Genomic DNA, 24257 nt, shown 5'->3' on the forward strand with positions numbered 1-24257 from the left:
CCAAGTGATGTTTCAGAATTATGAAGATAGGCGCGGCTGGTCGCCTACGATATTGGAATTAAATACAAAAGGGATTTCAAAAATTGTCTTTAATTAGAATTTACTCCCCAAGGCAGTTACCTAAGGTCTGGCCCTATTATGGAGGATTAAAGAGGCGTCTAAGGGAGTCGGAAACCAAGATGGACGACGGTATTATTAGCCCATCTTGGTTGGTTCATCTAATTTTTAAGGAGAGTTCCTAGGTCTGACTTAGCCGTTTATCGGTCCATCTCCGTTAACTAGGCTCGAAGGAGCACGGCCACTTCGATGGGCTAGAAATTCACTTGCAATGGCAACTGCAGTTTCTGCGGGTGTCTTAGCGCCAATGTCAAGTCCTATAGGTCCATAGATCATCGACACTTTGCTGGGAGCAACACCTAATTTTATGAGTGCTTCGTTTCGAATCGATTGGGTATGCCTAGACCCAAGTGCGCCGACGTAAGCCCCGTTGATCTCCAACAGCTTTGCACACAAGGGAACTCCAATGGCGTGGTCATGACTCAAGACAATTAGCGCATCGTTGGCTCCGAAACCCGAAATTATATCCATTGCGGTCTCGACCGTATCCGTTATACGGGAGGTGATATTCAAAAGAGAAAGCTGCGCAGCAATGGCCCTAGCTAGCTCAGAGTCACCGATGATGGCAGCGGTAGAGGGTGGAGAAAAGACTTCAAAGTGAAGCTCTAACCCCTCGATAGTCTCGGTGGTAGAGACAGACCTACGGTGTGTAACTAATTCTACAAGGCGCTCAGATGTCTTAGCATGGGCAGGAGTTTTTTGAAAGTCGTCGTCGAATCGAGCCTTTTCATTGAGTTGCGCCATTCCCAAGGTAACTACCGAGTCATCTGCGATTTGTGAAACCACGCCAACGACATCTCGTTTGGATATGGCAAGGATTGACTCCAGCAAAATCCCATTGATAGGCTGAAGAGCGACTCTTGCGCTACCTCCACATGCGAGACCCGCTGCGACTGCATCGCGATCACCGAGATCGATATTCTTGAGAATTCCCTTGGATGAAGTCGCAACGAGGTGCCGTGCAGCCTCTTCGATTTCGCGATCCATCGATCCAAACATTAGAGATCCCAGCTTCAAACGCGAGCCAAGGGCAAGAAACTCTCCGGATGTCCGTCCTCCGAAACCACTCATAGATATAATTCGCGCCAGAGCAACCGGGCTCTTGGCATTCTCGTCAATAATAGATCGGGCGATTAGATGCTGTTCCAATGGTTTACTCCTGAATTGCTGGGTCGGTCATGAGCATATACGCCTTGAAGTTTTAGGGGTTTAGGTTATCCATGATCAGCTCTTTGAGCTCTTTTGCGATGCGAAGTGATACTGGCCCAATGGCGTTGTGTAGAGGTGTTTCATCGACGTGGGTGATGGATTGAGCATCTCTTAGGGTTGAGGCAAGGAAGGCTTCGGAGGTGCGACTTGAGACCAAGGTTGAGATAGGGACGTCCATCTCTTTTGCGCCAAGATATTCAATTATAAGATCTCTTGTAACGCCAGCCAAGCATCCCGATTCAAGGGTAGGGGTAATCAACTGCCCATCAACCACGAGAAAGATATTAGAACCTGATCCTTCGCATAGGTCGCCCTTTGTGTTTGCAAAGATGACTTCGTTCGATCCCTGTGAAAGCGCCCAATCGAGCGCTACTACATTTTCTGCATAGGATGTTGTCTTTAGCCCCGAAAGAACGCCTCGTTCGTTTCTGGGCCATGGAGCTATCGATACCCTGGCAGTCCGTGATAGTGGAGCGAGTGGACTTGCCGCCACTACCAAGAGCGGGGATGCGTCTTTATCTCGGTCGGAACCAAGTGGCCCATTTCCAGCGGTGTAGGTCACTCTTACCTTTCCAAATGAGATCTCATCCTTGGCCACTACCTCAAAGATAGCTCTTTCAATTTCGTCTAAATCTGGAGGTGCGAGTCGTATTCCCGCGACTGACCGAGCTAGCCGCTGCAGGTGGCGTCGTACGGCAAAGGGGGTTCCATCGTAGACCGCTAGCGTCTCAAAGACTCCATCGCCGGTTACCAGTCCATGGTCATGAGCTGAAACTGCAGCATCATTCGTTTCAAAAAGTCGACCGTTGATGTACGTGTGGCTCATGGGAGTCTCTGCTTTCTAAATCGGGATCCTCAGGCGATTCTATTATTGCGATAGATGGTGATTAACAACTCTAGCTGACGCGAGATAGCGCGGTCTGTCGTTGGAGAGTAATTGATATCTGTGAAGTTTATCGAAGCCCGAATTCGCCTTGTTGGGAGGCTTTGGTGGGATCTGAGTGCTACGAGCTAAGGTGGCGGTCAGGTGAGCTATCTTTCAATAGCTAAAAATGAGCCGTAGTCTCACCGATCTAGAATTCGATCCATAGTTCTAAGCCACATTGTTGTGTTTTTTCATTTCAAGGTAGGACGACCTAAAGGCGCAGTATAGAATGTTCTCCTACACGCGAGGCCCCATCGTCTAGCGGTCTAGGACATCACCCTCTCACGGTGAAGACACGGGTTCGAACCCCGTTGGGGCTGCCACTATTGCCAATATTTGGATTATCTTGAATGATTCAGAGCGCCAATCTATCGAGCTTCATTGATGCCATTTTCGCCCGTGCCATCACTAAAGGCGGCTCTGTGGTTTGGCGAAGGTCAAATCTCTGATCTCTTTAAATGTCACTCGACCAAATGTTACTCGCCAGGACTACCACACTTTGGTTACCACACTTTGGCAATTTCACCAGTTCGTTCTTGGGTGGAGCATGAGTGGAATCTGCATACGTTTCGACACGTATTTTAGATAATCTCTACTATTGGAAGGACTCTAATTATTGGAGAGACTTTGATCGTGCTGACTTTTTGTAATATCACCTTGTAATATCACCTTGTAATATCACCTTGTAATATCACCTTGTAATGTTTGTCTTTGCAAGTCCAAGACCTAGGTATTTGGCCAAAGTTAGATTGGCCAAAGTCAAAAGCTCGGGGGGGAGGACTCGAACCCCCAATAGCAGGGCCAGAACCTGCTGTGTTGCCGATTACACCACCCCCGAAAGGCTTTTAAACAATCTAATGGCCAAACACTAGCTTCCGTGTCTGAGAACGCTAAGGAATTTGAATCCCACTAATTTTGCCATCTCAATTGCGACGGCCTCACGCAAGTAATAGGTTATCGATGACAGACCGCGTATGGGTGAGGTTCGTGTAGGCGACGATATGTCCGAGATCCCAAGCTGAGAAGCGATTAGGTAGACCCGATATTCATGGAATGGATCGGAGACAAATATTGCATTAGTGGCGCCGAAAGATTTGAGCGTTTTGCTGACTGCCACCATTGTCTGGTAGGTGTCATTTCCGGTAGCGTCGGCGATAATATTTGCAGGCGGTATCCCGAGCGAGATTAGATAGGTTCTACCGACACCGGCTTCGGTGTAGAGGTCCCCGTTCTGAGAGCCACCGGTGGTGATTATGGTGGTCGCGAATCCTTGTCTGTATAAGAGTGCCGCATGGTCCAGTCGTGCTTTTAGAACGTTTGAAGGGGTTCCGTTAAATTCTGCGGCACCTAAAACTACTTCAATCTTTGCTTTTTGAATGAAGTCATGGTTTCCGAAGGTGTAAATTTTCCCCAATAGAACCAAGAAGATTATGAGTGGAACTCCAACAATCAAAAAAAGTAGGTAAAGGACGGATTTTTTTGCAGTAGTGCTTTTCATCTTTATCTTTAATTTAGTGAGCCACTCTGGGATGGCTTCATCTTTAGATCTGTGCGTTTAGCCGATCGAGAACCACTGACTTTCCCAGGGTTGACCAGGTCTCAAAGAGCGGAAGTCCAACCTTTGTCCCAGTAGTTGCAACCCTAATTGGCGCTTGAAGCTTTCTAAGGGGAATATCCAGAAAGCTAGAGCAAGATCTGACGGCTAGTTCGATCGTTCCGGCTTCGAAGGGGTCGGCCTCGCTTAGCGCTTTAATCACAGCCTCAATTATCTTTTGTGCATTTGGGTTGTCTTTAATCTCTTTTTGCAGCGCTCCATCGTCGAAGGTAAGTTCTTCTTCGAAGATTGGCCGAATCAATTCACTTACTTCAGCGAGCAACGAGACTCGTTCCTTAGCGAGTGCGGCCACTGCCATAAATTTTTCAAGGTCCTCTTTAGACCCCGTCCACCAGGTATTTTGTTCAATAAATGGAATAGACAGTTCCATGAATTCCACGTTGTCGAGTGCACGAATGTAGACCCCATTGAAATGGGCAAGTTTTTTTTCATCAAAGAACGAGGGGGAGTGACCGACATTTGCCATGTCAAATGCGTCTACCATCTCTGAGACGGTCATGAATTCTCTATCTTCTTTTGGACTCCAGCCCAGGAGTGCTAAGTAATTTAACATTGCCGGAGCTATTATTCCCTGTTTGCGATAGTCCTCAACGGCGACTCGATCACGTCTCTTTGAAAGTTTTTGCCTTTTCTCGTTGACCAATACGGGAACGTGTCCAAAGGTTGGAGGTTGTTTCTCTAGAGCTTGAAAGACCAAGATTGCCTTAGGTGTATTTGGGAGGTGCTCTTCAGCTCTAACCACATGAGTTATTTCCATGTCGATGTCGTCCACAACGTTTGCTAGCACAAAGAGTGGGGCGCCTGAGGATTTTACCAGAATAAAGTCTTCGATATGGTTGTGGTCAAAGACGACTTCGCCTCGGACTAGGTCAATAAATCTAGTTTCTCCAGGTTTGGGCACTTTGAACCTAAGCGCACCACCGCTATCTGTACCAAGTCCGCGATCTCTGCAAAAACCATCGTAGCCAGGGGTTGAACCTGCCTCTTTATTTCTTGCGTCGATCTCATCGCGGCTGCATAGGCAATAATAAGCAAAGCCATTTTCAAATAGTTCATTGGCCGCATTTAGATAAAGGTGGAGTCTTTGACTTTGGCGATACGGCCCTTCGTCCCAGGTAATTCCTAACCACGAAAGTGCGTCACAAATGCCATCGACCCACTCTTCCTTATTGCGTTCTGAGTCTGTATCTTCAATTCTAAGAACGAATGTTCCCGAAGAGTTTTTGGCGAGCATCCAATTGTAAAATGCCGTTCGCGCTCCTCCTACGTGGAAGTAGCCTGTGGGCGATGGGGCGAATCTAACTTTCATATAACAATCTGAACTTTCGATGTGGCGAGCCATTTCTTTGTCTGGACGTTGGATGGGTGTCCAAGCGTTGTTGTCGAGTTAGTCAGGCTTGGTCCTGACAAAAGATGGCGCGTGCTTACTACCATAAGCTTAGGCGAATGAGAGGTCTTTTCAATTGACGATTTAACCATGTCTTGGGTTCAAGCCTGACTGAGGTGAGATAATGAGAAGATAAGGTTGAGAAAAACAGATTGTGGAGTGAGAAATGAACGGATCGATATTAGGTACGCGAGTTATTCGTCTAGAGGACCCTGAACTGCTGAAGGGCAGGGCCACATATGTCGACAACCTAGAGCACCCCGGTGCACTCTATTGCTACTTCGTTCGCTCAACTGTAGCTGCGGCCAAGATCGCCTCTTTAGATGTCGCAAGGGCGAAAGAACTTCCAGGTGTTAGGGCCGTCTTGGTTGCTTCAGACTATGACATTGAACCTTTTGTACCTTTCTTTCCCCTCAATGAGCACCTAAAGCGTCCGGTTTTAGCTAGTGGAGTCGTGAAGTTTGTAGGTGATCCGATTGCAATGATTATTGCTGCCGATAGGTCAACTGCGGTCGATGCATCTGAACTGGTCGAAGTGGAGTATGAGCCCTTGGATGCTGTTGTCGACATGGAAGATGCTCTGAGTATCAATGCCCGTCAGATTGATCCGGAGGTTGCCAGAAATCTTGTTGCTTCAGTTGTAGGTGGCAATATCGATAATCCTCTCAATGGTGCCGAAGTAGTCGTACGGGGTAGATTCGAGAATCAACGGATGTCGGTTGCTCCTATGGAGCCGAACTCCATTGCTGTCAATCCAGATGGAGATGGCGACGAGGGGATCACGGTTTGGGTGTCAACACAGATGCCACACGTCATACAGACAAAGTTGTCTTCGATTTTGAGCATTCCAAAGGACTCTCTAAGAGTAATTACCCCGAATGTCGGCGGCGGTTTTGGCGGCAAGGCCGGTGTCATCCAAGAACACGTAGCTGTCGTGGGCGCCTCTTTGATGTTGGGCATACCACTTCGATGGATGGAAGAGCGAGGTGAGAACCTGATCTCGATGCAAGGAAGAGGTCAAGTTCAATACGTCGAGATGGCGATCTCTAGGGATGGACTAATTCTTGGACTTGATGCTCGAATGGTGGGCGATGCAGGCGCCTATGGCGGCTTCGGCGGCGGCTTAGTAGCTGGTTCGACCCGTTCGATGGCTCAAGGGGTCTACTCGATACCAAAGATTCGCTACAAAGCAGCAGTAGCCTCCACGAATACTCCCCCAATTGGAGCACTTCGAGGAGCAGGAAGACCTGAAGCGACTGCGTTTCTGGAGCGAATTGTGGACATGGCGGCGGCTGAGATCTCGATGGATCCGATTGAATTTCGTCGAAAGAATTTAATCTCTTCCACCTCTTTTCCGTACCAGAGCGTGATGGGACCACTCTATGATTCAGGAAACTTTGTTAAAGCTCTTGATGCCGTGGCCGAGGTCTCCAAATACCAAGATTTGCGTCGCGAGCAATTACGACGTCGGCAAGCTGGCGAGACTGTGGTGCTTGGAATTGGGGTTAGCTGTTATGTGGAAGTGACTGCTGGCGGTGGCGCTTCGGAGTACGGTGCCGTCGACATCACTCCCGATGGAGGGGCAGAGATTAGGGTTGGAACCTCGGGCCATGGCCAGGGTCATCCAACTACCTTTTCTATGTTGGTTGCAGATACCTTGAAGATACCCCTTGAAAAGATCAAATTTATCCAAAGTGACACCAAAGAGGTTCCCAGAGGCGGTGGCACAGGCGGATCTCGTTCACTGCAGCTAGGCGGTTCTGCTGTAAACGCGGCAGCTCTTCAGGTCTTAGATGTCGCTAAGAATTTAGCGGCGTCACATTTTGAAGCTAGCGTTGATGATATTATCGTCAGCCAAGAGGGAACGATAGGCGTTGCGGGAAGTCCCAGCCACTTTTTGTCGTGGACAGATTTGATGGACGTTGCCAAGCAAGCCGGTGTTGAGCTCGCATACAGGGGAGACTTTAATCAAGCCGGAGCAACTTTTCCCTTTGGGGCGCATGTGAGCGTGGTTGAAGTTGATCTGGAGACTGGCCTTGTTAGGCCGATATCACACTTTGCTGTGGACGATTGTGGGCGTGTTTTGAACCCTCTAGTGGTTGAGGGGCAACAACATGGTGGAATTGCACAAGGCATAGGACAGGCCCTTTATGAAAAGGTTTACTTTGACGCTTATGGCAATCCCCTAAACAGTTCATTTGCAGAATATCTCGTTCCATCGGCTGCGGAGATGCCAAATTTTGTTGCCTCGAATACCGAGACACCGTCTCCTTTGAACCCGCTGGGTGCTAAAGGCATCGGTGAGTCTGCAACGGTTGGGTCAACACCAGCGGTACAAAATGCGGTTGTGGATGCCCTCTCACACCTTGGAGTTCGACATATCGATATGCCCATGACTCCCGAAAGAGTTTGGCAGGCAATTTCACAAGGAAGCAACGGGCCATTATGGTCAGAACCGCCCTCTATCTTTAGCGAGATTAAAAAGTCGGATTCTGGCTCGGCTCCAGAAGAGGTTGATATCTAGTCCTGCGGTTTTAGATAGTCTTTGAACAGCAGTTTTGATAATTTAAGATTTTTGACTTGTCTCCTTGGTCTACCTCTTGGGTAAACCAAGGAGACTTCGATCTTTTAGTGGTGTTTTTGCTCTGCTCAAGGATTTGCCAGGCTATTAGCTAGTTCAGGCTTTCTCTGAGCTAGCTAATAGGTTTGTCGAATTTACTTTTTTTTGTAGTCGTAAAAGCCTCGACCAGACTTTCTACCCATTAGGCCAGCTTCGACCATTCGCAACAACAGGGGTGGCGGAGCGTATAGGGGCTCTTTGAACTCTTGATAGAGTGAATCGGCAACTGCCATAGTGGTGTCCAGGCCGATTAGGTCACAAAGTGCTAGGGGCCCCATTGGATGAGCGCAACCCTCAACCATTCCGGCATCGATATCCTCTGCTGTGGCAAATCCAGATTCCATCATCCTAATTGCAGAGAGAATGTAAGGAATCAGCAGCGCGTTTACGATGAATCCGGCTCGGTCCTTTGACCTAATCACTCGTTTGCCTAGCGTATTCTTAGCAAAATTGGTAGCCGATATAGCGGTTTCATCAGAGGTTAAAAGTGAAGTGACAAGTTCGACTAGTGGAAGTACCGGCACTGGGTTGAAAAAATGGATTCCAATGACCTGTTGGGGTCGTGACGTGGCGACGCCGAGTTTCATTATCGGTATCGATGAGGTGTTTGAAGCCAAGATAGCCGTTGGCGACTCTACGACCTTATCTAAGATCGTGAAGATGTCAATCTTGGCCGATTCATTCTCAACTATCGCTTCGACCACAAGGTCCCGATCAAAGTGCGCTGAAAGATCGGTCTCAAAATGTAACTTAGCTAGGGTCGCTTCAACGTCACTTGCTGAGATCTTTCCGTTTTTCGCGGCACGCGATAATGAGGATTCAATTCGGCTTTTGCCGCGCGTCAATGACGCTTGGTCTGCCTCTGTTATCATAACGTCTAATCCTCGACGTGCCGCTACTTCGGCGATGCCTGAGCCCATGAGGCCGCAGCCAACTACGCCTATTTTCTCCATATCTTTTTTATTTCCCTTCGAAGTGTCTAAAAGTATCTGTGGTCTAGGTGTTTGGGCGATTTATCCCAGAATCTTTTTAGCAACTACCACTCTTTGGATTTGGTTCGTTCCCTCGTAGATTTGCGTTATCTTTGCGTCGCGCAAGAATCGTTCCATTGGAAAGTCAGTCGTATATCCGTAGCCTCCCAATAGCTGAAGTGCATCGACAACTACGGACATAGAAGTGTCTGATGCAAACATCTTGGCCATAGCACCTATCTTTGAGAGCTCGTTTTCTGGGTCAGAATCGATCAACGAACAGGCTCGATAGACCAAGCCTCGCGCAGCTTCGATCTTAGTTGCCATATCTGCGACCATGAATTGAAGGCCCTGAAATTCTGCGATTGGATGGCCGAATTGATTTCTTGATTTTAAATATTGGGCGGCATAATCGAGCGCACCCTGAGCTATTCCTACGGCTTGGGCCCCAATAGTTGGTCGCGAACGATCTAGCGTTCCCATTGCAATGTAGAAGCCTTGTCCTTCATCACCTATTCTGTTTTCAACGGGGACCCTTACGTCTTCGAAGATGACCTCACCGGTGGGAGAACCACGCATCCCAAGTTTGTGCTCCAACTTGGCAACTTTTACGCCCCATTTCGCTTCTACAACAAATGCTGAGATCCCGCGATGTCCTTTAGTGGAGTCGGTTTTGGCAAATACGGTATAGGTATCTGAGATTCCGGCATTGGTTATCCAATATTTTGCACCATTTAAGATGTAAAAGTCACCATCGCGAACCGCTGTTGTCTTCATCGATGCTACATCGGACCCCGCATCTGCCTCCGACAGTGCATATGATGCCTGAGCCTTGCCCGATGCTACGCTAGGAAGGTATTTTTCTTTTAGATACTTTGATCCCCAGTTGATAACTGGAATCATTCCTAGTTTAGAAATCAACATCGTAAGCGATGTGGAGCCACATACTCGCGCAAGCTCCTCCACCATTATCGCTTGGGTTACGTGGTCGGCGCCACTACCTCCATACTCTGATGGAACGCCCAATGATGGAAGTTCCATGGTTAGACACTCTTTGTAAGAGTTCCATGGAAAGGTCTCGCTTTTGTCAACTTCAACTGCATGGGGTGCAATTTTTGCTTCGGCAAATTCTCTCATTATTGAGGCGAACTGCCGCTGTTCTTCGTTTAATTGAAATACACTCACAACATTAATCTTGCCACTTAATCGGATCCGAAACAAAATTGGTAGAAATTTTCGACAATAGCGCTCCAGGTAGTTGCAAATCGTTTGATTCAAAACATCTTTTATCGATTCGTAGTAACATCTCTAGATAAGAGGTAGGTGCTGCGAGCCGATTAGGTGGCGATAGATGCGATCGCATCTTTGCTAGATCCAGATCGGAAGTTTTAAAGCACTACCGTAAAATCGGAGCCTTTGATAACGGGAGCATGAATGTCAGTAATGGATCGATCCACCGAAGTAGATCAGGATCAAGTGAATTTGGTTAAGGAAAAGCTTGATCTGCTTTTGACAGAATTTCCTCCAGAAAAAACTTCTGCTCGTGATTTTTGGGGCGCTCAATACGACCTTGGGTTGGCTTGGGTTCATTTCCCAATAGGCCTAGGGGGTCTCGGGGTATCTCCAGCCTTAGGAGAGATGGTCGCATCTACCCTAAGAGCTCGTGGCATCCCTAATAATTTCGCTCGCAATCCCATCGGAATCGGAATGGGAGCTCCGACACTAGCAACTCACGCATCGGTGGAGTTGGCGTCAAAGCTTCTCCGCCCCATGTTTACGTGTGAGCATATTTGGTGTCAACTCTTTTCGGAGCCTAACGCCGGAAGCGACGTAGCGTCACTTTCGACAAAGGCTGAGCGAGATGGTGACGAGTGGATTATCTCAGGCCAAAAAGTTTGGACGACTTTGGCTCACGTCGCTCGTTGGGGCATGATTGTGGCCCGCACGGATCCAAGCGTTCCAAAACATGCAGGAATGACCTATTTTGTGGTAGATATGGAGTCTGACGGGGTTGAAGTCCGACCACTTCGCCAGATGACTGGAGAGGCGGAGTTCAACGAGGTCTACTTTAATAACGTTCGAATCCCGGATTCTCAGCGCCTAGGCGATGTGGGTAGAGGTTGGAATGTCGCTATCACAACCTTGATGAATGAGCGAGTTTCAATTGGCGGAAACGTTATGCCAAGGGGATCAGGTGCAATATCTGAGGCCCTGAAGGTGTGGGGTGATTCAAGCAATAAAACCAGCGGCCATCGAGATGAATTGATACGGCTCTGGGTGGAGGCTGAGGTCAATCGGCTCACCAATATAAGAGCTGCCCAACTTCGAAGAGCGGGAAATCCAGGGCCAGAGGGTTCGGTGGCTAAGTTGGCTTATGCGGAGCTTAATCAAAGGATCTATTCATTTACCATGAATCTTTTGGGTGCAGGTGGCCTTGAATATTCGAGTTACGAGATGATTCGTCCAGACTTTTCTGGTGTGAATATGAGAAGCGAACGGGATCTTCCAAAGATATTTCTGCGTTCGCGCGCTAATTCAATCGAAGGTGGCACTTCTGAGATTATGCGCAATATCTTGGCCGAGAGGGTTCTAGGCCTTCCGGGTGACCCTCGGGTGGACAAAGATATCCCCTGGAGCGAAGTGCCTAAAAACTAACTTATTCCGTAGACCTCGCATCTATTTAGAGACGTTGGCATCAAATTTCGCGGCTCCTATCGATACGCTTGAATGGAGCAGCGAGTAGCAACTGATATAAATTAAATAGAAAAAGGCCACGAAATCTTAGATTTCGTGGCCTTTTTCTATTTAGAAATCAATTAATCGTTTTTTGACTTCTTCGAGAAGCCGTCAAAAAACAAGTTCTGATGCTATAGTTAGTTTCTGCTCTTGTTGGAACGTAATCTAGATCGTTCTTGCATTGAAAGAGCAACCTTTCGCAATCGAACCGACTTAGGAGTCACTTCAATGCATTCGTCTTCAATTATGAATTCAAGTGCGGCTTCTAGGGTCACTGGCCGTGCAGGAGTCAGGCGAACTAGTTCTTCCGCAGTGGAGGATCGAACGTTTGTCAACTTCTTTTCCTTGGTGGGGTTGACGTCCATGTCGTCTTGGCGTGAGTTTTCGCCGACGATCATACCTTCGTAGACGTCCTCGGTCGGAGAGACAAAGAGCGATCCGCGCTCTTGTAGATTCAACAGCGCATAGGAAGTGGCGACTCCAGTTCTATCGGCGATCATTGAGCCGCTTAGGCGGCTTCTGATTTCGCCAAACCATGGTTCGTAGCGATCGAATGCATGGTGGATCTGTGCCGTGCCCTTGGTCTGGGTTAGAATCTCCGTTCGAATGCCTATCAATCCACGAGATGGTACTGAATAGATCATCCTTATCCAACCGGTTCCGTGGTTTATCATCTCTGCCAAAGTTGCCTTGCGGGTTGCGAGGATCTGTGTCAGAGGCCCAAGGAAATCTTCAGGTGAATCAATCTCAAGCTGTTCGACCGGCTCGTGAACTTTTCCATCGACGATCTTTGTGATTACTTGTGGCTTTCCAACTGTCAGCTCGAAACCTTCGCGGCGCATTATCTCGATCAAGATGGCGAGAGCCAATTCGCCACGACCTTGGACCTCCCAAGTGTCGGGTCGTTCAGTGTTGAGAACTCGAAGCGAGACGTTTCCGATCAATTCCTGATCTAGTCGGTTCTTTATGAGACGAGCAGTTACCTTGGTGCCTTCGCGTCCAGCAAGTGGCGCCGTATTAACACCTATTGTCATGGATATAGATGGTTCATCCACTAGAAGGAGAGGTAATGCGACTGGGTTTTCAAGATTAGCTAGAGTCTCGCCTATTGTAATGTCTGGAATTCCAGCGATTGCTACAATTTCACCAGGTCCGGCTGTTTCAGCGGAGCTACGTTCTAGCGCGTTCGTGATGAAGAGCTCTGAGATCTTTACCCTTTGATTGGTGCCATCCCGGCGGCACCAGATCACATTTTCACCCCTTGACATCCTACCGTTTATGATTCGACAAATTGCAAGGCGACCTAGATATGGACTTGCGTCAATGTTGGTAACTAGAGCTTGGAGGACTTCGTCTGAGTCATACGTTGGAGGAGCAACGCGTGCAACGATAGTCTCAAAGAGGGGTATGAGGTTTTCCCCTAGAGTGTCTGGCTCTGGAGTTGCCCATCCGTTTTTACCGGAGGCATATAAAATTGGAAAGTCGATCTGTTCTTCGGTGGCATCTAGGTCTAAAAAGAGCTCATAGACCTCGTCTAGAACTTCCTTCACGCGTGCATCTGGTCGGTCTACTTTGTTGAGGACCAATATCATCGGCAGATGCTTTGCGAGTGCTTTTCTAAGCACAAATCGAGTCTGAGGAAGGGGCCCTTCGGCGGCATCGACTAAGAGTAAGGCGCCGTCGACCATTGCGAGTGCTCTTTCAACTTCGCCGCCAAAATCGGCGTGACCTGGCGTGTCGACGATGTTTATCTTGGTCTCACGAAAGGTGATGGCTGTTTGCTTTGCGAGAATGGTAATTCCCTTTTCGCGCTCTAAATCCATCGAGTCCATGACGCGGTCGGTCAGCTCAGCGCGCTCGCTAAATGCGCCGCTTTGTCGCAACATTGCATCGACAAGTGTTGTTTTGCCGTGGTCGACGTGGGCAATTATGGCAATGTTACGTAAATCGTTTCTTATAGGCACAAAGAACTCCGGGAAGCTATATTAGGAGAGAATGGGGGAGTCGGTAGACCTTTTGGGTCAATTAACCTAGGTTAGCATAATAGGAAATCTCGCCTTTCCTGTAGATTCCGTGGTCACAGCGGTGGGGCTGCGAGAGGTTTTGGTAGTGACCTTCTATTGATCTATAGGTGCAGTGCGCTGAAATTCTCGTTCTACGTCGTCCCAAGTGAAACTGGGGCCGGAGGATCCAGACTCCTCATCTTTTGCAGCTCTTGCCAGAATTATTGCAGCTATTGACCAGAAAACTATGATCGAAATTATTTTTACTGTTCCCCCTGCTAACTGCTGGTCGGCAAGTGGGCTAATTCCTATCTTTTTGGCTTCATGCGAATATGGATTGTACATCGAATGCCTTGCGAAGATCAAGACAATGGCGGGGAAGGTAGGTAGCAGTGATTGAACGAACAAGAAGGCAACTCTTGCGATCGACCCAAGACCTCTCAGGCCAGGAAGAAGATTGAGAGCCGTAAACCACATCATCGCCGCACCAACACATTCAGCCATGTGGAAGAGATTCCAATATAAAGCCGAAGAGGTCTCCCAGGAGACTACCGATGGGACCATTGAGGCAATTACAACGCTGGAAAATGCGATGGTCGAGATTATGGGGTTGGTGGCAATTGAAGCAAGGCGATCAAGTTGGCGAGATCGCGTAATTTCGGCATAAAACCACTTTGGCAGACCCAATAAGACTAAAGGTAGGGCGGCCAGCAGAAGAATTGAATTTGAGACAAGGTAGACAAAGAGGGAGTAGTGACGCGCTAAATCTCCAATTGGCCAGCTCAGGGCTATAAAGCCAAGTGCGATGCCCGAATAGAAACTAAGTACCTTTCGACGCGATGTATGCGTTAGTGCAATAAGGGTGAGGTTGGAACCTCGTGGGATTTTATTAGTGGAGGCGCGCTTTTGTCGCTTCCAAGTAGCTACTGTAAGCGACACTGGATAGAAGATAGCTAAAAACAGTGTTAGGGCAAATACAAAGAGATGGAATGTGAATGTCAAAGGGTTGTGCTTTATCATCTCGATCCAAGTTCACTCGCTAAGTACGATAGAAGCAGGGCTTGTTCCCATCTATGAACATTAAATAATTACCTTGGAATAAGATGATACATCATATGGTCCGCTAGTAACCCGTAGTTGATTTGGTCTTTAAATCCAGGGGACAAATTAAGGTTTTGTCAACGCCTATCGAAATGACATGGTTAACTCCGGTGGAATTCTCCAGGGCGTGAACTAGAAGATTATAATCCCGAAAATTCGAATGTTAGACATGGCGCCCTGTTGGCTTTTCCTAAATTGCTAAGTTATGAATTGATGGTTAGCGAATTTCATGAGAAGTTGGAAGTTTAGACTCTGAGAGTTCGGAGATCCTGCAATCGTTAGGTGTGCTTTTGATCTCCCAAGGGGTCAAGTGAGTTGGCATTTTTTTGCCTGTCGATAGTACAGCAAGTTTAGACGTCGTAAAATGAGGCTTTTAGGTTTCATAAAAAGAGCGGTTTATGGGGATTTATTTAAAGGGTAATTGTGGCATCTGTACCCATTTGGAAAATATGTTAATTACTTGATTGCAACTCATCCTGGACCTGGGCCAAAAGGAGTTGTCCTAAGAGCTACCAATCCCTTCTCAAATGGTGTAAAAGTATCGTACCAAGCTTTGAATTGTTTGGTAGCATCAATTGATAATGAGCACTTCAGACCCTTTGAGCAGACTTTTAAATCTATATCTTTTGTTATCCAATGCAAGTCGGCCGCTCTCTCTGGCTGAGATCACCGATCACATAGGTGGCTTTCCCGACTCACCCGAAGCACGACGGCAGGCTTTTGAACGCGCTAAGCGAGACTTAAAAGCGCTAGGACTTCCAATCACTACGGTCGCTCATCCACAAACTAGTGGCGATGCCTACTTGGTAACTAAAAAGGAAGAGGCTCGAATTGCACCGATGCTTAATTTAGATGAGGCTTTCGCGTTGGCCGGTGCCATGGCCTCGGTGCAGTTTGGCAACGAGAGTGGGCTCGATTCAGCGAGAAAACTGGGCTGCGTTTGGGAGGGTGAGCGGATTGAGTTGGCCTATGTCCCTAGAGTTCCTCTCGTTTCACAGTTTTTTGAGGCAATCCAACGTTATCGAGTGGTGAGGGCGAGATATCACAACATCGAGCGGCGTCTTCTTCCATTTGGAGTCTTGTTTCGTTGGGGCACTTGGTACTTGATCGCCAGAGAAGAAGGCCAATTGCTCGTTAAGAGTTTTCGAATTGAGAACTTTGATCCTGATATAGAGATTACCTCCGAGGAATTCGACCCCGGAGATCGCGTAGATGTCTCTACTGTGCTTCCCGAAAGTCCGACGTCGGTTCGATGGGAAGATGAAGAGATCGTCGAGCTGGAGTTTCCTCAAGAGATTTTGAGCATTGTAATCGACAGGTTGCCTCAATTGGTTGTAAATACAATCGACAATAAAACGGTGCACGCCTCGGCTGCGATCTCTGGATTTGGTGCATTTGTCTCGATTTTGATCGAATTTGGTGATCAGGTTGAGTTGGTAGCTCCACCACGTGCTAGAGGGAGAGCCTTCGATCTGCTAAGCCGTTCGCTGGAGTTTCAAACAGTAGTTTTAGAAGAAGAGACTGAATACATAGAGGAATATCAAAGTCTCATCGCCGCCGAATTGTCACCGTCCACCAAGAAGGCTGGACGTGAATCTGGAACTTCAAAGTTCAAAAGGATAATGTCGCTTTTGCCCTGGTTGTATCGAAACCCAAATACTACAACTCAAGAGATCTCCTTATTGTTTGGAATTCCCGAGTCGGCAGTTGGTGGACTTCTAGAGACAGTGGCCTGTTGTGGTCTGCCACCTTTTACGCCAGATCAACTGATAGAGATTATCGTTGATGGCGATGAGATCACTGCCCGCATCTCTGAAGACTTTGCTAGCGGTCTAAGGTTGGGTGCTACCGACCTTTTTGTTGCAGCTTTGAGCGCCAAGTTGGCCTTAGCCCATGGGGATTTTGTTGGTCAAAAGGAACTTACCAGTGCAATAGGCAAGATATTTGATGTCTTTGGGCTCGATAGCGATCTCAGCGACTCCTTGGTCTTAGACGTAGAGGGTACCAGAAATCTCACAGAGATCCGTAGGGCTCAAGGCGATAAGAAGTCGCTTAGATTTGGATACTTTTCTTTGACCAATCAAGCTTTTTCAGAGCGACATGTCGATCCATTGCGCCTCTTTGTGCGTGATGGCCATTGGTATTTACTTGGATGGTGTCACAGCTCTGAGGCTTTGAAGACTTTCCGATTGGATCGTGTGGCGGAGGTGGTCGTTCTTGACGAGGCGATTTCCGTTTTTCCAACCGACGAGGAGTTGAATGCAACAGACTTTAATTTCGGGTCGGATCAAGACGTCGATAGCGTTCTTTTAGTCATAGACTCCAATAGTTCATGGAGGATCGCAAGGATTCCTCATCGAACAATTCAAAGTACGCGTAATCCAAGTTATCTAGTTGCCGAAGTTAACATAGTCTCGAAGATCTGGTTGAGGAATTTCGTAGCTTCTTCCGTGGGTGACGTAAAGGTTATCTTTCCCAATGAGGTTGTCGCTGGTTTACGAGACGCTCTGTTCAAACTGCGCGGTCGCTTTGGTTGATAGCGTGTGGCTTGGTCTTTTATACCAGCGATTCATCCCGTGCATGGGTATTTTTTTGAAACCACGGTCAATTCATGGTAAATGAACTGATTGTATTGATATTAGGATACCTCTAAGGTTCCGAGACGCCTCGGCTACGAGGTCCAAAGTGAAGCATTTGAGTAATTTCGCATTTGTGGAGATCTTGAGGTTGGTGGTATGGATCATCAGTTTTGGATCGGCCTTGAAGTTAACCCGATGGAGATTTTTTAGGAGTTTGAGTTGAGAGATAGAAGCATTTATTGTGAAACCGTCAATTTCCCCGGATTCAATGGTGACATTATTGAAGGATATTTGGCTAAATCCGTAGGTGAAACTTCGACAGGTTCAGTAGTTGTGATTCATCACATGCCTGGTTATGATCGAGAGACGAAGGCGATAGCGCGGCGAATAGCTGATATGGGTTTTAACGCCCTTTGCCCAAATCTACACTACAGAGATGCTCCGAAGGCGCAAAGTGATGACGCAGCAGCAGCCAGTCGTGCCAACGGCGGAGTTCCCGACGATCGCTTGATTGGCGACGTCGCAGGGGCAAGCGAGTATTTGCGATCGCTCGATAATTCCAGTGGCACCATGGGTGTAATAGGTTATTGCTCGGGTGGTCGTCAAGCATTTCTCGCGGCTTGCAACCTTGACTTTGATGCAGTTGTAGATTGTTATGGCGCATTCGTTGTAAATTCGCCTGCTCCAGAGTTTCCAATTCGCGTTCTTCCCGTGGCGGACCAAGCTGCAAATCTTAGCGGTGCGTTGTTGGGTTTATTTGGGATCGAAGACACCTTCCCCTCTCCCGATGAAGTAAAGGAACTTGAGAGAATCTTGACATCTCTTGATAAGGTCCATGAGTTTCACACCTTTGAAAATGCCGGTCATGGATTTTTCGCTGCCGACCGTCCCAGCTATCGTATAGAAGCGGCAAATAAAGGATGGGTTTTGGTTGAAGAGTTCTTCAATCGAATGCTTTAGGAGGTTCGCAGATGTGTACCTATATAGTTGAGACTATACCTGCGAAGGGTAGCGCTAAGAGTACAAAGGGGTGGATCGACGTCGATCGAGCGACGGTCTCGTTTGACCACCCGGTACATGCCATGACGCCGCATACGTTGAATATTGATGTTACGAATTCTAAGATGGATGCATCCTATCGAGTCGCCCTCGAGCTGGATGCAAATAGTGCTCGAAATTTAGCCAATACAATCTTGGCAGTACTTGAGGAAGCCCCGCTCGCGCTACAACAGTAACTTAGATCGATCTGTGTTCGTGGTAGGCACCTCAATTCAAATGAGCCGGAGGCTAACCAACCGCTAGGGCATCTCGCGGTTGGGGCCTTTTGTCTTCTGGTAGGAGTTGTAAGCGAATCGGCTCTGAGTGGGCTTTTGTGGATAATCTCTATTTTAAATTACATATCTCGGGCTTGGCTTAGGGTACGCTTGTGGTTTAGCTTTTCGTGTGCGACGTTGTCAGATTGTGCGTTGGCTCTATTGAAGATCCCATTTGGTTTATTTGTATAGATGTTAAGACTTTGGCTCCTTTGGATTTTCGAGTCGGCTTGTGTTGTATTATTGAGATGGCGGCTTTGATTTAACGGCCATTGAGACTAAAACGCTCCTGGAAAAACCACTAGATATTCATACGCCCTATGGCCTATTGAAGTCCTTATTTGTTAGATAATTGGCAATTGCCCAAGGTAACGATCGTTATTCGTGCGGGGTGGTTTTGATGCCAATTATCGTTTCGGGTCGGGCTGCTTGTGACTTTGGATATTTTGAGAGGGAAAGCCGTGCCCTCTCTACAACAGGCGCTGGATCTATTTGTTTGGAACCTACGGCTATGGTGGGTCACGGTCTATCGAAAGTGCCCAACTCAATTTTTGAAAGTGAAGGCAATTTTTCAATCGGATGGCATGATCCGAAGCTAGATCGAAGAAAATATAAGGCCTTCGAGGTGATAGTTCCGGCCCCAAAGTGGACTTCTGTGGCGCTGGGGATCTCGGATCTTACCACGCAGGGTGCACTCATAAGTGCGCATAGGAGCGCGGTTGCCACTGTCTTCCAGGAGATCACCGCTAACTATCTCTATATAAAGCGGACCGTTCAAGGAGTACAATCCTACGAACAGGTCAAGGGGTGTGGCATTGACTTTGTGCATTTGATCTCAAGGTCGTGCGATCCACACCTGCATTCGCACCTTTTGATTGCAAACTCCGCTCTAGATTCAAGTGGCACCCCTAGAGCTTTGATGGCAGATGGCATTCAATATGCATCCGACTCTCTGGAGGTGCTTTATTTGAGTACCTTTGAGAGTGCTCTGAGCCGAGATCCTAGCCTTGATTTGCAACGAGTGGATTTTGATAGATTGGTTGTCGATTCCAAGCTATTGGCTACGTCGGGGATCTTTTCGGGACGCTCAAATCAAATAGATACTTATTCGACGCAGCGTGGATTTCGTTCGAGATCGGCTCGAAAGGTTGCGGCATTTGCCACAAAGAACGAGAAGCCCCCCGAGATCTCGTTCGATCTGATGGTGGATAACTGGAAGAATGCTGCCACGGCTCAGCTCGGCATAATTCGACAAAAGAACTTTTTCTCCATGGAGATGCCAAAGATTTCTCCACCGAGGGGTTATTTCCAAAGTGATATTGACGATGTCATCTCCCGGATAGACGGTCGAATTACCCGTGACGGTTTGGATATGACGTCGTTGATGGGAAAGTTCTACTACAGAAAGGGTGAATTGGAGATCCAAAAAGCTTCTGAGCTTAGCTATATCTTCGACTTCCATATCCCAAGGTATTCAGATCAAGCCTTTATTGAACTCTCTCGAGATACCTTTTCTTCTTTTACCTTAGATAAGAAGATGGAGATCGGAGATTCCATTTTGGAAGTTGGCCAAAATCATGGTGGCCTACCGGTGAGCGCTCGTATATATGACGCAAAGGCGCTAAATGGTGCCATTTCATCTGGCTTAGATCCTTCTAATGAAGTGCGGAAATGGTCTTTTATTCCACTTCAAGGTGATGCAGCCGGTGTGATAACCCTAGATAACGCGTTACGAGAAGCCAAAGCGTCGTCGATGACAATTTATTCATTTGAGGATGACTTTGGAGTAGGTCCAAAGATCCTCGGTGAGCAAGTCGTCTCCTGTATAAGAAGGATCGGGGTTGATGATCTTGAGGTGATAAAGAGGGGGACTTTATTGCTCTCGACAAGAATTGAGCCGGGACACTTGGAGGCGATCTTCGATGCGATCGATAAGGGATCACAACTAACGATCCTGCAAGTGGACCAGCGTCGCTCGAGTGAGCTCTCGGGACTTAGCATAGGTAGGGGATCGAATTGGCGACGTTTTTTGAGCCAGATGGATGCCAATTCGATGGATGACAACACTTTGGAGCTATCAAAGTCGCACCATCGAATGCTAAATTCAAAAGCGGTCGCTCTCAACTTTGAAATAGGTGGTTCATCGGTCGTCTATTATCCTAGTCTTGGCGCCCTCGTCGAAGAGACTTCGACAAGGGTTGCTGGCTATGTCTACGACAACACTATCGTTGCCTCGGAGAGAGGTAGATCTGCGCCGTTACCAAAGGTCATTGAAGTAGGAAATAGATACAACTTGGATACCTTATCCAAGTTGACCTGGCAAAAGATTCAAGAGATGGGAGACCACGACCACTTGGAGAGCGCATCGCTGGTGCGTCAGATCAAAAATCACTCTGCGAATGAGCCTCTTCTGTCCTACCAAGAGGTCTGCTCGGTTCATTCTTATAGCCAAGAAGCTAAAACAAAAGAATGTGCTATGCCTCCGGGATATGCCACATTGGGGTACTTTACGCACTCAGACTTACAACGGATGTACTCCAGGAACAGTGATCTTAGTCAGACTATCGATAGTCAAGCGGGGCTGGAGCATTCTGATTCTAATTATGAATTGCGAGAAGCCACCGGCGATGGCCAGCGCTATTATCTCACCGATCCCATCTCCAAGTCGATCCCTAGTCGAGATAGTGAGCTGATGTCAAGAAGGATACTTAGTGGCGTTGGAGTCTTTTCTAAAAGCGGCTATCTTCCTCGTGCGAAAGGCTTTTATGAAGGAATTACAACTGTCAATTTGTTGCCAAATGATAGTCAAAATCTTGTGGCCTGGTCGTCAAAGCCGAATCATAAGGAGTTGAGCATCGGAGACCTATTCGAAATTAACCATGCCAGGATCGCTCTGTCTGGTGATACGGATGGCAGCAATGGGTTTATTATTAGAGATGAAATGCTCATCGAAATGAATCATCGTCTTCACGATGTGATCTTATCTAAAGCAGCTATACCACTTATTGACGACGATTTTGATGGCAATAAGATGCTTGATGACCAGAGTCGTACCGGCGTTCGTCTTGATAAGATCCTTAGCTTGGTTGAACATTCGCTCAACGATGAGGGAAAACAAACTCACCAATATTCGCATAGCACACAGAGAATGCTAAAAAATTCACGTCGCTTATTGACGATGCAAATTAGATATAATGAAGAAAAAATGGAGGAGGATTTAGCCGATGATTACATGCATAATAGTTCAAGATTTAAGGTGCGAAATCAGCGTCTTAGCTCCATTGGACGAAGGTCGAATTCAACACTAGGGATTTAGCTCTTATGCCGTCGAAAATATGAAAATGCTTTCCTGTAATGTGTAGCGTCGCCGCGGCCTTGATAAAAAGGATAAAGTTCGATATATTTTAGTTGCTCGATGCTCAGATTAACTTGTGTGATGATCGAGCCTCTAGCGTGTAAATTTGTGCGACCCCGGATGGGTCGCTCGGTTGAGGGGGACCAAAAGTTGCTTATTCAAATGAATGTCTTAGATTATCTCGAGCGTGCCGCTCAGGTCTATCCTGATCGCATAGCGATAGTGGACGAGCCCAATGTTGCAAGTTCGATGGGAAACGTAACTTACGGAAGCCTCTATAAAAGAGCTAGAAATATGGCAAAAGTCCTAGAGGATATGGGCATAACCCAGGGGGAAAGGGTAGCTATATTTTCTCCCAATGCTGGCAAGATGATCACAGCACTTTATGGAGTTAGCGGGTACGGTAGAATTTTAGTACCTATCAACTTTAGGTTGACCGTTGAAGAGGTTTCCTACATAGTGGAACATTCAGGTTCTTCTATTTTGTTGATTGACCCCGAGTATGAGGAGCTTCTAGCGGGAGTTCAGGTGAAGTCTAAGATCATCTTGGACGGAGTTCAAGATGAGCAACTCTTTAGAGAGCTCCCAGATGACGCTGTGGGTCCGACCCCATGGAAAGCAGACGAGTCATTTACATGCTCGATAAACTACACCTCAGGTACAACTGCCCGACCGAAGGGAGTTCAAGTAACCCATAGGAATATGTGGATGAACTCGGCAATCTTTGGTTGGCATGCCATGGTTGATGACAACGATGTATACCTTCACACGTTGCCTCTTTTCCATGTGAATGGTTGGGGGATGCCTTATGCGATCACCGGTATGGGTGGAAAACATATAGTCCTTCGAAAGGTTGACGGCGAGGATATTCTTTCTCGCATTGAAGAATACGGCGTCACTCTAATGTGCGGAGCACCTGCTGTGTGGGCTGCAGTTTTGACGGCTGCCGAGAAGAGGCGCGCAAATGGGGTTGACATTCCTGGACGTGGACTTGTCCGGATTGTTACTGCTGGTGCGCCACCTCCATCTAGGACGATTGAACGAATCGAGGTCGAGCTTGGATGGAAGTTTATGCAAATCTATGGCTTGACAGAGACATCGCCGGTTCTCACTTTCAATAGTCACCGTTTTGAATGGAATGATAAGCCAATCAGCGAGCGGGCAAAGTTGCTCTCTAGAGCAGGTGCGCCTGTCATTGGCACCAGTCTCCATATCGATCAGAACGGCGAGGTTCTTGTAAAGGGTAATCAGGTCTTTGAAGGATATTGGGAAAATCCCCAGGCCACCGGAGATGCCCTGGAAGGTGGTTGGTTCCACACCGGAGACGGCGGCTATATAGAGGATGGCTATCTAACGATCTCTGATCGCAAGAAGGACGTGATTATAACAGGTGGGGAAAACGTGTCGTCAATCGAGGTTGAGGATGCAGTCTTTCAGCATCCCGAGGTTCTAGAGGTTGCGGTCATTGGCGTTCCGGATGAGAAGTGGGGGGAGACCATCAAGGCTCTCGTCGTCTTGAGGCCGGATTCTCAAGTTACCGAGAACGAAATAATTGAGTTTTGTCGAACCAAGATGGCACACTTCAAATGCCCAACGACAGTTGAATTTCGAGGCGAACTTGCTCGGACTGCCACTGGTAAGCTTCAAAAGTTCAAGCTTCGAGCCCCTTATTGGGAAGGCAAGTCTCGTCTTGTGAATTAATACCGAATGAGATCATAAGGTATAGTTTTGTAAGTGGTATGGCCACAAGCAACTAGGCAATTGATTTTAGAGATTCGATAACTATGAATTGATTGGAATGGGCTGATTTGGCTCATTCCAATCAATTTTGATTTTCATTTAGAATTCTGTCACAGTGGTATCGCGATAGCGATCAAGTCTTGATAGAGTCTTGTAAAGCTGCTTTGTAGAATGGGCGGAGTTCTTTTTGGTTGCGGTACACCTCCGCGGTAGCTGTTATCTTCTAAGTCGCGTTTTTGCATCTGCATCATAGGCACGGAATGACTCTACCAACTTTTAATCTCGAATTAGGTGAGGTTGCCTAGCGGAATATCGTAATCTTGAAAGGCGCAATGTGCCAATGCCCTCTTCGAACATGAAATCCTCGTTATTTCAAAGCGCTAATTAGCTAATAATCAAGCCTATCGAAACTATGTCATGGCCATAGAGGCTAGGTTTTGATTGAACCGTAAAACTTTTAAACGTCAGATATTGCAGGGGCAAATACCAAAAGATCAAGAGCGAAGTTGCGGCGCACTTTATGCTATTGAACTTTTGGATGTGCTGTTTCCTTAGAGCAGTCGTTGATAGTCATGGATTCGGACTA

15 protein-coding genes and 2 tRNA genes are annotated in these 24257 nt (G+C 47.4%); 8 read left to right on the forward strand and 9 right to left on the reverse strand.

The annotated features are described in order from the left end of the window. Positions 1 to 249 precede the first annotated feature (249 nt). Entirely contained in the window at positions 250 to 1266 is a 1017-nt protein-coding gene (locus ACIDITHRIX25_RS83290) for an XdhC family protein (protein ID WP_201731972.1), read from the reverse strand. A 52-nt stretch (positions 1267 to 1318) separates the two neighbouring features. Next, positions 1319 to 2152 (reverse strand): aminotransferase class IV, encoded by an 834-nt coding sequence (locus ACIDITHRIX25_RS83295; protein WP_052604556.1) that lies wholly within the window; start codon positions 2150 to 2152, stop codon positions 1319 to 1321. 346 nt (positions 2153 to 2498) lie between these two features. On the opposite strand from ACIDITHRIX25_RS83295, the gene ACIDITHRIX25_RS83300 reads away from it, so the two are divergent. Continuing rightward, positions 2499 to 2574 (forward strand) — tRNA-Glu (locus tag ACIDITHRIX25_RS83300). A 443-nt stretch (positions 2575 to 3017) separates the two neighbouring features. On the opposite strand, the gene ACIDITHRIX25_RS83305 is transcribed toward ACIDITHRIX25_RS83300, so the two are convergent. The 3 genes from ACIDITHRIX25_RS83305 to gltX form a co-directional block, all read right to left on the reverse strand. Then, positions 3018 to 3089, reverse strand: a tRNA-Gln gene (locus ACIDITHRIX25_RS83305). Positions 3090 to 3119: 30 nt separating this feature from the next. Further along, positions 3120 to 3749, reverse strand: coding sequence for a YdcF family protein (locus tag ACIDITHRIX25_RS83310; RefSeq protein WP_052604555.1), 630 nt, complete (start codon positions 3747 to 3749; stop codon positions 3120 to 3122). A gap of 43 nt (positions 3750 to 3792) precedes the next feature. After that, positions 3793 to 5175: a glutamate--tRNA ligase gene (gene gltX, locus ACIDITHRIX25_RS83315; protein WP_201731973.1), complete on the reverse strand. Its 1383-nt coding sequence runs from the start codon at positions 5173 to 5175 to the stop codon at positions 3793 to 3795. Between the two features lie 244 nt (positions 5176 to 5419). On the opposite strand from gltX, the gene ACIDITHRIX25_RS83320 reads away from it, so the two are divergent. Continuing rightward, positions 5420 to 7777 (forward strand): xanthine dehydrogenase family protein molybdopterin-binding subunit, encoded by a 2358-nt coding sequence (locus ACIDITHRIX25_RS83320; protein WP_201731974.1) that lies wholly within the window; start codon positions 5420 to 5422, stop codon positions 7775 to 7777. A 191-nt stretch (positions 7778 to 7968) separates the two neighbouring features. Here ACIDITHRIX25_RS83320 and ACIDITHRIX25_RS83325 read toward each other — a convergent pair whose 3' ends face one another. Together ACIDITHRIX25_RS83325 and ACIDITHRIX25_RS83330 are read right to left on the reverse strand one after the other, a co-directional pair. Further along, complete coding sequence (locus ACIDITHRIX25_RS83325; RefSeq protein ID WP_052604552.1) at positions 7969 to 8826, reverse strand: 3-hydroxybutyryl-CoA dehydrogenase; 858 nt, start codon at positions 8824 to 8826, stop codon at positions 7969 to 7971. Between the two features lie 60 nt (positions 8827 to 8886). Further along, positions 8887 to 10038: an acyl-CoA dehydrogenase family protein gene (locus tag ACIDITHRIX25_RS83330; RefSeq protein ID WP_349632177.1), complete on the reverse strand. Its 1152-nt coding sequence runs from the start codon at positions 10036 to 10038 to the stop codon at positions 8887 to 8889. A 240-nt stretch (positions 10039 to 10278) separates the two neighbouring features. Here ACIDITHRIX25_RS83330 and ACIDITHRIX25_RS83335 point away from each other — a divergent pair, with 240 nt between their 5' ends. Next, complete coding sequence (locus tag ACIDITHRIX25_RS83335; protein ID WP_201731975.1) at positions 10279 to 11499, forward strand: acyl-CoA dehydrogenase family protein; 1221 nt, start codon at positions 10279 to 10281, stop codon at positions 11497 to 11499. 218 nt (positions 11500 to 11717) lie between these two features. Here ACIDITHRIX25_RS83335 and typA read toward each other — a convergent pair whose 3' ends face one another. Together typA and ACIDITHRIX25_RS83345 are read right to left on the reverse strand one after the other, a co-directional pair. Then, positions 11718 to 13544, reverse strand: coding sequence for a translational GTPase TypA (gene typA, locus ACIDITHRIX25_RS83340; RefSeq protein WP_052604550.1), 1827 nt, complete (start codon positions 13542 to 13544; stop codon positions 11718 to 11720). A gap of 153 nt (positions 13545 to 13697) precedes the next feature. Then, the gene (locus ACIDITHRIX25_RS83345; protein WP_052604549.1) at positions 13698 to 14603 is read right to left on the reverse strand and encodes a cytochrome c oxidase assembly protein; all 906 of its coding nucleotides are present in this window, start codon (positions 14601 to 14603) and stop codon (positions 13698 to 13700) included. A 680-nt stretch (positions 14604 to 15283) separates the two neighbouring features. Here ACIDITHRIX25_RS83345 and ACIDITHRIX25_RS83350 point away from each other — a divergent pair. From ACIDITHRIX25_RS83350 to ACIDITHRIX25_RS83370, 5 genes are all read left to right on the forward strand, one after another. After that, the gene (locus ACIDITHRIX25_RS83350; RefSeq protein WP_201731976.1) at positions 15284 to 17221 is read left to right on the forward strand and encodes a helix-turn-helix transcriptional regulator; all 1938 of its coding nucleotides are present in this window, start codon (positions 15284 to 15286) and stop codon (positions 17219 to 17221) included. A 261-nt stretch (positions 17222 to 17482) separates the two neighbouring features. Then, a complete protein-coding gene (locus ACIDITHRIX25_RS83355; protein WP_082058460.1) occupies positions 17483 to 18223 on the forward strand; it encodes a dienelactone hydrolase family protein in 741 nt (246 codons plus the stop codon). 11 nt (positions 18224 to 18234) lie between these two features. After that, positions 18235 to 18498 (forward strand): DUF6295 family protein, encoded by a 264-nt coding sequence (locus ACIDITHRIX25_RS83360; RefSeq protein WP_052604547.1) that lies wholly within the window; start codon positions 18235 to 18237, stop codon positions 18496 to 18498. A gap of 478 nt (positions 18499 to 18976) precedes the next feature. Next, the gene (locus tag ACIDITHRIX25_RS83365) at positions 18977 to 21892 is read left to right on the forward strand and encodes a relaxase domain-containing protein (protein WP_201731977.1); all 2916 of its coding nucleotides are present in this window, start codon (positions 18977 to 18979) and stop codon (positions 21890 to 21892) included. A gap of 201 nt (positions 21893 to 22093) precedes the next feature. Then, positions 22094 to 23632: an AMP-binding protein gene (locus ACIDITHRIX25_RS83370; protein WP_235347561.1), complete on the forward strand. Its 1539-nt coding sequence runs from the start codon at positions 22094 to 22096 to the stop codon at positions 23630 to 23632. The last annotated feature ends 625 nt before the right edge of the window (positions 23633 to 24257 follow it).

It is taken from the genome of Acidithrix sp. C25, from assembly GCF_904848545.2.

Excerpts from the sequence above, each read along its gene's own strand:
- ACIDITHRIX25_RS83295 (WP_052604556.1), bottom strand. The coding sequence starts at position 2,152 with ATGAGCCACACGTACATCAACGGTCGACTTTTTGAAACGAATGATGCT.
- ACIDITHRIX25_RS83310 (WP_052604555.1), bottom strand. The coding sequence starts at position 3,749 with ATGAAAAGCACTACTGCAAAAAAATCCGTCCTTTACCTACTTTTTTTG.
- gltX (WP_201731973.1), bottom strand. The coding sequence starts at position 5,175 with ATGAAAGTTAGATTCGCCCCATCGCCCACAGGCTACTTCCACGTAGGA.
- ACIDITHRIX25_RS83320 (WP_201731974.1), top strand. The coding sequence starts at position 5,420 with ATGAACGGATCGATATTAGGTACGCGAGTTATTCGTCTAGAGGACCCT.
- ACIDITHRIX25_RS83325 (WP_052604552.1), bottom strand. The coding sequence starts at position 8,826 with ATGGAGAAAATAGGCGTAGTTGGCTGCGGCCTCATGGGCTCAGGCATC.
- ACIDITHRIX25_RS83335 (WP_201731975.1), top strand. The coding sequence starts at position 10,279 with ATGTCAGTAATGGATCGATCCACCGAAGTAGATCAGGATCAAGTGAAT.
- ACIDITHRIX25_RS83345 (WP_052604549.1), bottom strand. The coding sequence starts at position 14,603 with ATGATAAAGCACAACCCTTTGACATTCACATTCCATCTCTTTGTATTT.
- ACIDITHRIX25_RS83360 (WP_052604547.1), top strand. The coding sequence starts at position 18,235 with ATGTGTACCTATATAGTTGAGACTATACCTGCGAAGGGTAGCGCTAAG.
- ACIDITHRIX25_RS83365 (WP_201731977.1), top strand. The coding sequence starts at position 18,977 with ATGCCAATTATCGTTTCGGGTCGGGCTGCTTGTGACTTTGGATATTTT.
- ACIDITHRIX25_RS83370 (WP_235347561.1), top strand. The coding sequence starts at position 22,094 with ATGAATGTCTTAGATTATCTCGAGCGTGCCGCTCAGGTCTATCCTGAT.